Origin of the sequence: Cellulosimicrobium funkei, assembly GCF_004519295.1 — a bacterium.
GTDB classification, from domain to species: Bacteria; Actinomycetota; Actinomycetes; order Actinomycetales; family Cellulomonadaceae; genus Cellulosimicrobium; species Cellulosimicrobium funkei.
Genome location: NZ_SOZH01000015.1, coordinates 33,358 through 42,519 on the forward strand (window position 1 = coordinate 33,358; position 9,162 = coordinate 42,519).

At 75.8% G+C, this 9,162-nt stretch carries 10 protein-coding genes and 1 pseudogene; 3 read left to right on the top strand and 8 right to left on the bottom strand.

The window, feature by feature from the left end:
• Positions 1–27: 27 nt before the first annotated feature.
• The 6 genes from E1O70_RS19635 to E1O70_RS19660 all read right to left on the bottom strand — a co-directional run bounded on the left by E1O70_RS19635 (position 28) and on the right by E1O70_RS19660 (position 6,264).
• A complete protein-coding gene (locus tag E1O70_RS19635) occupies positions 28–312 on the bottom strand; it encodes an acyl carrier protein (RefSeq protein WP_061268877.1) in 285 nt (94 codons plus the stop codon).
• 73 nt (positions 313–385) lie between these two features.
• Positions 386–1,705, bottom strand: a complete 1,320-nt coding sequence (locus tag E1O70_RS19640) for a type III PLP-dependent enzyme (RefSeq protein WP_061268878.1) — start codon at positions 1,703–1,705, stop codon at positions 386–388.
• A complete protein-coding gene (locus E1O70_RS19645; RefSeq protein ID WP_061268879.1) occupies positions 1,702–3,156 on the bottom strand; it encodes a preATP grasp domain-containing protein in 1,455 nt (484 codons plus the stop codon). Before E1O70_RS19645 ends, E1O70_RS19640 begins: the two co-directional genes overlap by 4 nt.
• On the bottom strand, positions 3,153–4,184 hold the full coding sequence (locus tag E1O70_RS19650) for a 3-oxoacyl-[acyl-carrier-protein] synthase III C-terminal domain-containing protein (RefSeq protein ID WP_082774729.1): 1,032 nt from the start codon (positions 4,182–4,184) through the stop codon (positions 3,153–3,155). The genes E1O70_RS19645 and E1O70_RS19650 overlap by 4 nt, the downstream gene beginning before the upstream one ends.
• Positions 4,181–4,447 (bottom strand): acyl carrier protein, encoded by a 267-nt coding sequence (locus E1O70_RS19655; RefSeq protein WP_051028423.1) that lies wholly within the window; start codon positions 4,445–4,447, stop codon positions 4,181–4,183. The genes E1O70_RS19650 and E1O70_RS19655 overlap by 4 nt, the downstream gene beginning before the upstream one ends.
• Positions 4,444–6,264: a fatty acyl-AMP ligase gene (locus E1O70_RS19660; protein ID WP_167496909.1), complete on the bottom strand. Its 1,821-nt coding sequence runs from the start codon at positions 6,262–6,264 to the stop codon at positions 4,444–4,446. The genes E1O70_RS19655 and E1O70_RS19660 overlap by 4 nt, the downstream gene beginning before the upstream one ends.
• A gap of 229 nt (positions 6,265–6,493) precedes the next feature.
• On the opposite strand from E1O70_RS19660, the gene E1O70_RS19665 reads away from it, so the two are divergent.
• Positions 6,494–7,165, top strand: coding sequence for a helix-turn-helix transcriptional regulator (locus E1O70_RS19665; RefSeq protein WP_061268881.1), 672 nt, complete (start codon positions 6,494–6,496; stop codon positions 7,163–7,165).
• Here the strand turns inward: E1O70_RS19665 and E1O70_RS19670 are convergent.
• Positions 7,162–7,581, bottom strand: coding sequence for a VOC family protein (locus tag E1O70_RS19670; RefSeq protein ID WP_061268882.1), 420 nt, complete (start codon positions 7,579–7,581; stop codon positions 7,162–7,164). The genes E1O70_RS19665 and E1O70_RS19670 overlap by 4 nt on opposite strands.
• A gap of 61 nt (positions 7,582–7,642) precedes the next feature.
• Between E1O70_RS19670 and E1O70_RS19675 the strand changes: the two genes are divergently transcribed.
• A complete protein-coding gene (locus E1O70_RS19675) occupies positions 7,643–8,272 on the top strand; it encodes a putative glycolipid-binding domain-containing protein (RefSeq protein ID WP_061268883.1) in 630 nt (209 codons plus the stop codon).
• A gap of 102 nt (positions 8,273–8,374) precedes the next feature.
• Here E1O70_RS19675 and arfB read toward each other — a convergent pair whose 3' ends face one another.
• Complete coding sequence (arfB, locus tag E1O70_RS19680; RefSeq protein ID WP_061268884.1) at positions 8,375–8,812, bottom strand: alternative ribosome rescue aminoacyl-tRNA hydrolase ArfB; 438 nt, start codon at positions 8,810–8,812, stop codon at positions 8,375–8,377.
• 255 nt (positions 8,813–9,067) lie between these two features.
• On the opposite strand from arfB, the pseudogene E1O70_RS19685 reads away from it, so the two are divergent.
• A pseudogene (locus E1O70_RS19685) lies at positions 9,068–9,162 on the top strand (superoxide dismutase); the annotation flags it as partial.

The window sequence follows — 9,162 nt, forward strand, 5'->3', positions numbered from 1 at the left end:
CCCGCCCCGCTGCCCCCGAGCGGCACGTCAGTTCCGGGTCGAGTGCTCGACGACGAAGTCCGTCAGCGAGCCGACCGTCTCGAGGTGGTGCTGCTCGAGCGACTCCGGGTCGACCTCCATGTCGAGGGAGTCCTCGAGGGCCATGAGCAGGCCGAGGACGCTCGTGGAGTCGAGGTCGAGGTCGTCGAACAGGCGCGTCGCCGCGGTCACGTCGGGCAGCGGTCGTCCGAGGACGCTCGACAGTGCCTCGACGACGGCCCCGACGACGCGCTCGCGGCCGAGGGCCTCCTGCGGCTCGGTGCTGGTGCTCACGATGGTTCCTCCGGGTGGTGGGTCGGCGCCCGCGGGGCGGGCGGTGGCTGGACGACGGCGGACGGGCGGTGGGTCAGGGGACGGCGCCGACGGCGACGGGCTCGACCCGCGCGCCGAGGTCGTGGAACACCTGTCGCGCGAGGAGGTCGTCGGGCGTGTCCGCGTGCCGGACGAGGAACGTCTCGTCGCCCAGGGTGAGCACCTCGGCCGGGTACCCGTGGCTGAGGAAGTGCACCGGCGACGCCGTCGCGCCGTACGCGCCGGAGCGGTCGACCGCGACGAGGTCGCCCGGCGCGAGGTCGGCCGGGAGCGGCACCGCCTTGCCGATCGTGTCGTTGGGGGTGCACAGCGGGCCCGTCACGTTCCACGCGACGTCCTCGGCGGTCGACACGGGCCCCACGCGGCGCATCGGGAAGTTGCGCTTGACGAACGACCCGATGCCGACGGCCGCCATGTGGTGGTTCGTGCCGCCGTCGGCCACGGCGAACCGCTCGCCCATGGACTCCTTGACGTAGCGCACGCGCGCGACGTACGTGCCGCACAGCGCCACGAGGTAGCGGCCGAGCTCCATGACGAGGTCGGTCCGGGGGTGGCGCTGCACGAACGCCTCGACGACGGGGTTGAGCGCCGCGGTGAGGACCTCGACGTCGAGGTCCCGCTCGCGCTCGAAGTACGCGACGCCCAGGCCGCCGCCGACGTCGACGAGCTCGAGCGGGAACCGCAGGCGCTCCGCGAGCCGTTCGGCGAGCTCGAAGATCCGCGTCGTGTTCTCGACGATCGTGCCCTCGTCGAGGATCCGCGTCCCCATGTACACCTGGACGCCCACGACGCGGACCGCGGCGAGGCCGTCGCAGAGGTCCGGTGCGTCGAGGAGCTGCTGCTCGTCGATGCCGAACTGGCGCGGCTTGCCGCCCATGGTGAGCCCGGAGCCCTTGACCGAGAACGACGGGTTGACGCGCAGCACGACGCGCGCGGGCCGTCCCACCGCCTGCGCGAGCTCGTCCACGAGCGCGAGCTCGGGGAGCGACTCGACGATGATCGCGCGCACGCCCGTGTTGAGGCACGAGACGAGCTCGTCCCGGCTCTTGCCGGGACCGAGGAACAGGACGTCCTGCGGTGCGACGCCCGCGGCGAGCGCGGTGCGCAGCTCGGCGAGCGACGACACCTCGGCGTTCGCGCCGAGCGCGTGCAGCAGCCCGCAGACGCTGACGTTCGGGTTCGCCTTGAGCGAGTAGAAGATCCCCAGCGCGGGGTGCAGCCGCTCGCGCAGCGCCCGGTAGTTCGCGGCGAGCACGTCGCCGTCGTACACGTACACGGGGGTCCCGTACCGCTCCGCGACCGCGGCGAGGTCCGCGCTCCCGGGCGTCGTCGGCCGGGTCGGGGTCGTGGTCATCGGGCGTCTCCTTCGGTGGGGCGGCCGGTGGGCCGCGAGGCCAGCCGCTCCGTCACGGCGCGGTCGAGGCGGGTCAGGGTGTCGTCGTCGGGCGCGACGAGGAGGCCGTGGAGCCGTCCCGCGAACGTCGCGCCCGACGTCGGCCCGGACGCGCCCGACGCCCCCGCGTTGACCGTGCCGGTCCCCTGGACCACGAGGCCCGCCTCGCCGGGGGCGCCGGGCAGCAGGTCGCCGAGCAGGCCGTGGAGCGCCGCGAACGGGAGCGGCGCGTCGAGCACCAGCGGGTACTGGCGCGCGAGCGCGACCCACCCGTCGGGCTGGAACCGCTCCTGGAGCGGGACCGTGTACGTCGACATGTTGCTGCGCGCGTTGATCTCGAGGACGGGCAGGAGCCGGCCGTCGGTGCGCACGAGCGCGTCGACCCCGACGAGGCCGTGGAAGCCGTCGGCCGCGAGGCGCGCGCCGAGGCGGCCCGACAGCTCGGCCAGCGCGTCGACCTGGTCCGCGGGCAGGCGCGACGGGATGCGGTGGCCCTTGTGGACGCCGCCCTCCGTGATCGCCTCCTTGACGAAGTCGAACGCGACCGAGCCGTCCCGCCCGACGGTGAAGTGGTAGTTCAGGTCCGTCGCCTTGTCGGCCCAGACCTCCACCACGACGGCGAGGCGGTCGTCGCCCGAGCGCGCGGCCCGGCGCGCGACCATGCGCACGAGCTGGTCGAGCCGGCGCGGGTCGTCGACGACGAGGATCCCCTTCCCGGAGACGCCGTACGCGTCCTTGACGCCGACGGTCGCGCCGTCCGCGACGAGCCGCGCGGCCTCGGCGCACGCGCGCTCGAAGTCCTCGACGGTGCGGCACGCCCAGCCACGCGCCTGCTCGACGCCCAGCTCGTCGCACAGACCGCGGCTGTAGACCTTGCTGTTGACGGTCTTGGTCGTCGCCGCGTCGGGGAGCACCGAGCGCAGGCCCGTCGCCGTCGCGAGGTCCTCCTCGGCCGACGACGTCCCGTGCGCGAGGAGCCGCACGCCGTCCGCCGCGAGCTCCCCCAGGCGCGCGAGCAGCGCGGGCGAGTCGAGCGCGTCGAGCGTCACCGTGCGCAGCGGGTCGCTCGACCCGGCGACGTGCACCGTGGGGAGCCCGACGCCGAGCGCGTCCAGGTGCGCGAGGTGGTCGGGGTCCGGCTCGGCCTTGAGCACGACGTGGTCGCGCGGGCCCGCGAGGAGCAGCGCGAGCTCGTCCATGCGGTGGACGAGCGCGGCCGTCGCCGACGCGCCGCCGACGGCGGGCAGGCCGACCTCCCCGGCCGCCCACGCGTCCTCGACCTCGATGTTCGCCAGCAGCACGAGCGGCGCGTCGGGCGCGCCCGCGAGCGCGCGCTTCGTCCGCGCGAGGAACGGCTCGCGGTGGGCCGTGGTGGTCTGCGGGGCTCTCCTCGTCACCTGGTCGACCGTCATACCCGCTCCTTCGTGTCGTGGGCCGTGGCGCCTTCGGAGCCCTCGGAGAGCCCGGAGACCTCCGAGGCGTCGTGGCGCAGGACCATGGCGGAGAACGTCGCGCCCAGCCCGACGGCGACCATGAGGAACGGGTCGCCGGGCCGCAGCCGACCCTCGGCGCGCGCGGCCGCGTAGCCGATGAACGAGTCCGCCCCGAAGCAGTGCCCGGTCACCGGGACGTCGTCGAGCCGGACGCGCGCGAGCGGGAGGTCGAGACGCGTGCACAGCCGCCGCCAGGACACGCGGTTGACGTTGTGCGGCAGGACGAGGGCGAGGTCGTCCAGCGTGAGGCCCGCGCGTCCGACGGCCTCCAGCACGACCTCGGCGAGCACCTCGGTGTACGCGACGCCGAACGGGCCCGCGAGATCCTCGGGGAGCGGCACCTGGTGGTACTCGCCCAGCGTGCGGGTCGCGTAGGCGAGGACGGGGCTGCCCAGCGCGGGCCCGTCGGCGGACGAGCCTGCCGGTCGCGACGCCGCGACGAGGCACGCCGCCGTGCCCTCGCCCATGATCGTCGTGCCCTCGATGAGCCGGGAGCCCGGGCTGAACGCCTTCTCCCCCGTGAGCACGAGGGCGAGCGCGTCCGGGTCGCCGTCCGACGCGAGGAGGCGCCCCGCCAGGTCGACCGCGAGCAGCGCCGACGCGCACGCGTGCTGGGTGAGCGTCCACACGACCGCGTGGTCCAGGCCGAGGCGCGTCGCGGCGTCGTGCAGGGGGTTCACCCCGACCGGGGCGACCGTCGCGATGGTCCGCGCCCCCAGCACGTACCGGACGCGGTGCTCGTTGCCCGCGAGCCCGGGCACCGCGCGCGCCGCGGCGACGAGCAGGTCGGTGAGGGTCTGCCCCGGCGCCGTGCACACCTCGCGCAGCCCGAAGAACCGCTCGAACACGCCGAGCTCGAGGTGGTCGAGGCCGAGCTCGTCGGCGAGGTCCCGGATCGGCACGCGCGTCGCGGGCACGTGCGCGCCGACGTCGACGAGGGTCGTCATGCCGCCGTCCCTGGGACGTCGACGACGCTGCGTAGGTGCGCCGCGAGCGCGCGCGGCGTCGGGTTGTCGACGACGGCCTCCGGGTCGAGGTCGACGCCGAGCGCGTCCTCCAGGTCGCCGAGCAGCGCCAGCACCTGGACCGAGCCGAGGCCGAGCCCGGCGAGGTCGGCCCCCGCGTCCACGTCGGCGGGGGCGACGCCGAGCGCGGTGGCGACGTGGCGCAGCACGAGGTCGTCGAAGGCGTCGGGGCGGGGTGCGGTCATGGTCGGGTCCCTGCGAGCTCGGGGTGCGCGCGGTCCCGGGCAGCGCGCAGGGAGCGGAGCGCAGCCAGGTCGCCCCGGCCGTGCAGGTCGCGCGCCCGGCCGCGCTGGATCTTGCCGCTCGTGGTCCGCGGCACCTGGCCGGGACGCACGAGGACGACGTCGTGCACCGCGGCGCCCGAGACCGTCGCGAGGTGGGCCGCCATCTGCCGGACGACGGCGTCCAGCTCCTCCTCGGCGCTCGCCGCCCCGCCCGCCCGGGCGCCCGGCGTGGGGCGGAACTCCTGGACCGCGCACAGCGCTCCCGGTCGGCCGTCCGCCTCGAACACCGCGCCCGGGCGGCCCTCGGCCCCGGGGTGCAGGCGGCGCAGCTCGCGCTCCAGGTCGTACGGGTAGAGGTTGCGGCCCGCGACGATGAGCAGCTCCTTGATGCGGCCCGTGACGACGAGCTGGCCGCCGTGCAGGGCCCCCAGGTCGCCGGTCCGCAGCCACGGTCCCGTGCCGTCCGCGGCGACGGCGCCGAAGGTCTCCGCCGTCGCGGTCGCCGCCGCCTCGCCCCAGTACCCGGCCGCGACGCTGTCGCCGCGCAGCCAGACCTCGCCGACCGCGCCGTCCGGCACGGTGGCGCCCTCGCCGTCCACGACCCGCAGCTCCACCCCGCTCGGCACGCCGCAGCACACAAGGCGCGTGCCCGGCCCCTCGACCGCCGCGGCGTCGGGGAGGGCGGACAGATAGGAAGCCTCCTCCGTCACGACCAGGCGGCCGTCGGCGAGCGCCGTCTCGTCCGCCGTGACGACGAGCGGGAGCCGCCTGTCGGGGTACGTGGCCGTCAGCGTCGCCTCCGCGAGGCCGTACCCCGGGCCGTGCGCGGACCCCCGGAAGCCCACGGGCTCGAACCGGCGCGTGAACGCGTCGAGGACGGCCGGGTCGACCGGCTCGGCGCCGCCGAGCGCCCACCGCAGGCGGGACAGGTCGAGCTCGGCGAGCTGGTCGTCGCGCACGCGCCGCGCGCACTGGTCGTAGCCGAAGTTCGGCGACGCCGTGACCGTCGCCCCCGTCTCGGTGATGGCGGAGAGCCAGCGGACGGGGCGCTTGAGGAACGACGTCGAGGGCACGACGACCGCCGTCGCCCCGAGGCCGAGCGGCACGAGCAGCATCCCGACGAGGCCGAAGTCGTGGTACCCCGGGAGCCAGCTGCAGAAGACGTCGTCCGGGACGAGGCCGAGCGTCGTGGTGAAGGTGTCGTGGTGGTGCAGCACGTTCGCGTGCGTGACGACGACGCCCTTGGGGCTGCTCGTGGACCCGGAGGTGTACTGGAGGAACGCGACGTCCTGCGGGTCCGGGCGGTCCCGCCGCGCCGGGCCGTCCGTCGCGCCGTCGACCACGGTGACGGCGACCGGTCCGCCGTCGGCGCGCCGCAGCGGCACGGCCCACTCCGTCGTCTCGATCGCGGCGGTCGGGTCGACGAGGACGACGGCGGCGTCGCAGTCCGCGAGCATGCCGCGCACGCGCTCGCGCTGGTACGCCTGCCCGCCCGGGAGGGGGGACGGGACGGGCACCAGCCCGGCGGAGAAGCACGCGAGGAGCCCGACGACGAACGACGCGGTGGCCGAGTAGAGCACCAGCGCGCGGTCGCCGGGCTCGTGGCGGGCGGCGAGGCGGGCTGCGAGCGCCGCCGCCTGCGCGTCGAGCTCGGCGTAGGTGAGCGTCCGCCGCTCCCCCACCTCCGGCACGACGACGACCGCGGGGTGGTCCGGGCGCTCGCGCACGTGGTCGCGGACGAGGTCCACGAGAGTCCGGTCGTCCGGCAGCACGCCCACGTCGCCCCCTGCTCGCCGGCGCCGGGACCGTCCCGACGCACGCGGACGCCAGGAAGCACACGCCCCACCCCGGCGGTCCGGGGGAAGCCTCGCAGCGGTTGCTCGCGGTGTAAACAAATTCACGTGGCCGGAAGAGGACAAATGCCTTCTCTCGACCGCAACCCGTCACATCGGTCCGCACCGCGGGACGGCCCGGGACCGTTGCCGGGGTCGACTACAGTCACACGGCGTGACCTCGACGGAGCGGGACCCGGTCCTCGGGGCCCGCCGTTCCGCGCGGGCCCTCGCGCTGCGCCGCGCGCACGACGTCCTCGTCCTCGACGACGGCAGCGAGGCCTGCCCGGAGCCCCTGTGGCTCCGGGTCCGCGAGCGCGCCCGCCACGCCGCACGCCTCCGCGTCGTGACGCTCGGCGCCGGCGCCGTCGGTGCGGGTCGCGGCGAGGGCACGGACGGCGCACCCGCGCAGGACCGCGGCCCCCACCGTGCGGCGGGTCGGCCCGGTGAGACGAGCGGCGGCACCCCCGCGGTCGAGCGACGGGTCGCGACCTCCCTCCCGGTGTCGCTCGTCGCCCTCGACGACACCGTCGTGCTCGTGGCACGCCCCGGGCGCACGCGCGCGGTGACGGACCGCGACGCCGTCGCCGCGCTCCGCGCCCTCGCCGAGTCCGAGTGGGACCGCGCACGGCCCGACGGCGACGCCCTCGCCCCGAGCGAGGACACGCTGCTGCGGCTGCTCGCCGAGGGCAAGACCGACACCGCCGTCGCCGTCCGGCTCGGCGTCTCGCCCCGCACCGTGCGCCGTCACGCCGCCGGCCTCATGGGACGGCTCGGCGCCACCAGCCGGTTCCAGGCCGGCGTCCGGGCCGCGCAGCGCGGCTGGATCCGGATGACCGACCGCTAGCGCGCCGCGTCCGCCGCGACCTGGGCGTCGCTGCGCAGGATGCAGAACTCGTTGCCCTCCGGGTCGGCGAGCACGACCCAGCCCATCCCGTCGGGCGTGCGGCGGTCGGCGACCTGGGTCGCGCCGAGCGCGAGCAGGCGCTCGACCTCTTCCTCGCGCGACCTGTCGGTGGGCCGCAGGTCGAGGTGGACGCGGTTCTTCAGCTGCTTGTCGTCGGGCACCTCGACGAACAGGACGTGCCCACGGCTCTCGGCGGGCGTCGTCGCGTCGGCCGGCGGGACGATCATGCACTCCTCGTGGCCGGGGAGGTTCGGGTCGCCGGGCACGTCGGTGTACCCGAGGACCTGGGCCCAGAAGACGGACTGCGCGTAGGCGTCCCGCGCGTCGAACGTGGTGTGGGAGATACGAGAGGTCATGGCGCGACCCTGCCACGCGCTCGCCGCGCGGGCACCGGCTTTTCGGCCCACACTGACCGGCGTGAGCCCACGGACGAGGCACGTCGCATGGACCGGCTGGGACGACGACCCCGACCGCCTCGAGGCGGCGACGGTCACCGTCCGCGGCGACCGCCTGGCCGCGCTCGGCACGTCGCGCGCCACCACCTACGCGACGGCGTGGGCGCTGCGCACCGGGCCGGGCTGGGTCACGGAGCACCTCGACGTGTCGGTGCGTGGCCTCGGGTGGTCGCGGCACCTCGACCTCGTCCGGGTGCCCGACGGCGCGTGGCGGGCCGACGTGCGCGAGGCGGGGACGCCGCCGTCGGGCCTGGCCGCGCCCGGCGTGGAGGACCCGGCCACGCTCGACGGGGCGCTGGACTGCGACATCGCGCTCTGCCCGGTGACGAACACGATGCCGATCCTGCGGCTCGGGCTGCTCGGGGACGACCCGCCGGCGCACGAGACGCACCTCGTGATGGCCTGGGTCGAGGTGCCGTCGCTGCGCGTCCTGCGCAGCGACCAGGTCTACGCGGCGCGCGAGCCGCTCGACCCCGCGACCGGGCGGGGCGTCGTCACGTACACGAGCGCGACGCGGGACTTCACGGCCGACCTCACCGTCGACGCCGACGGTCTCGTCGTGGACTACCCGGAGCTCGCGCGCCGCCTCTGACCCCGCCGACCACGAGGTTGCTGTCGCTCTCGCGTCGAGGACGACAGGAGGCTCGTGCTCGACCGCGCGCAGGGTCGTGGTCGGTGAGGCGTGCCCGCCCGGTCAGTCCTGCGGCGGGCGGCGCAGGCGCTTGACGTCGGTCCGCCGCTTCTTGGCGGCGATCCGCCGCTCGACGGACCCGCGCGTGGGCCGCGTCGCCCGCCGCGACGGCCCGGGAGGCGCGACGGCCGCGGCCAGCAGCGCGGCGAGCCGGGTGCGTGCGGCCTCGCGGTTGCGCCGCTGCTCCCGGTGCTCGGACGCCGCGACCGTGACGACGCCCCCGACGACGCGGCGACCCAGCCGGTCGAGCAGGCGCGCGCGCTGGGCCTCGGTGAGGACCGCCGACCGGGCGACGTCCCACGACAGCTCGACGCGCGAGTCCGTCGTGTTGACGCCCTGCCCGCCGGGGCCGGACGAGCGCGAGAACCGCCACGACAGCTCCGCCTCGGGGACGACCAGTGCGGTCGTCACGCGCAGGCCGGGGCGGGCGTCGTCGGGCATCCGTCCATCGTGCCCGACGAGGACCCCCCAGCCCAACGGATTCGGGCCCCGGCCCCCTGGCCGACCACCGTCCGTCGAGCACGGGACGAGCGACCGGAAAGGGGCCCACGCGGTCGCGGACCGCGTGCTCGGCGCAGCCGTTCGACGGGCGGGACGACCCGTCCGACCTGCAAGATCACAGCGCGCCCTCCTTGACCTCAACCGTGGTCGAGGTCCTAGCGTGGCTGCATACCGACGGAAGGAACCTGAGGAACCATGCCTGTCTACACTCTCCCCGAGCTGTCCTACGACTACGGTGCGCTCGAGCCGCACATCTCCGGGCGGATCATGGAGCTGCACCACTCCAAGCA

Coding starts and splice junctions, on each gene's coding strand:
- E1O70_RS19640 (WP_061268878.1), bottom strand. CDS start 1,705: ATGACCACGACCCCGACCCGGCCGACGACGCCCGGGAGCGCGGACCTC.
- E1O70_RS19645 (WP_061268879.1), bottom strand. CDS start 3,156: ATGACGGTCGACCAGGTGACGAGGAGAGCCCCGCAGACCACCACGGCC.
- E1O70_RS19650 (WP_082774729.1), bottom strand. CDS start 4,184: ATGACGACCCTCGTCGACGTCGGCGCGCACGTGCCCGCGACGCGCGTG.
- E1O70_RS19655 (WP_051028423.1), bottom strand. CDS start 4,447: ATGACCGCACCCCGCCCCGACGCCTTCGACGACCTCGTGCTGCGCCAC.
- E1O70_RS19670 (WP_061268882.1), bottom strand. CDS start 7,581: ATGACCTCTCGTATCTCCCACACCACGTTCGACGCGCGGGACGCCTAC.
- arfB (WP_061268884.1), bottom strand. CDS start 8,812: ATGCCCGACGACGCCCGCCCCGGCCTGCGCGTGACGACCGCACTGGTC.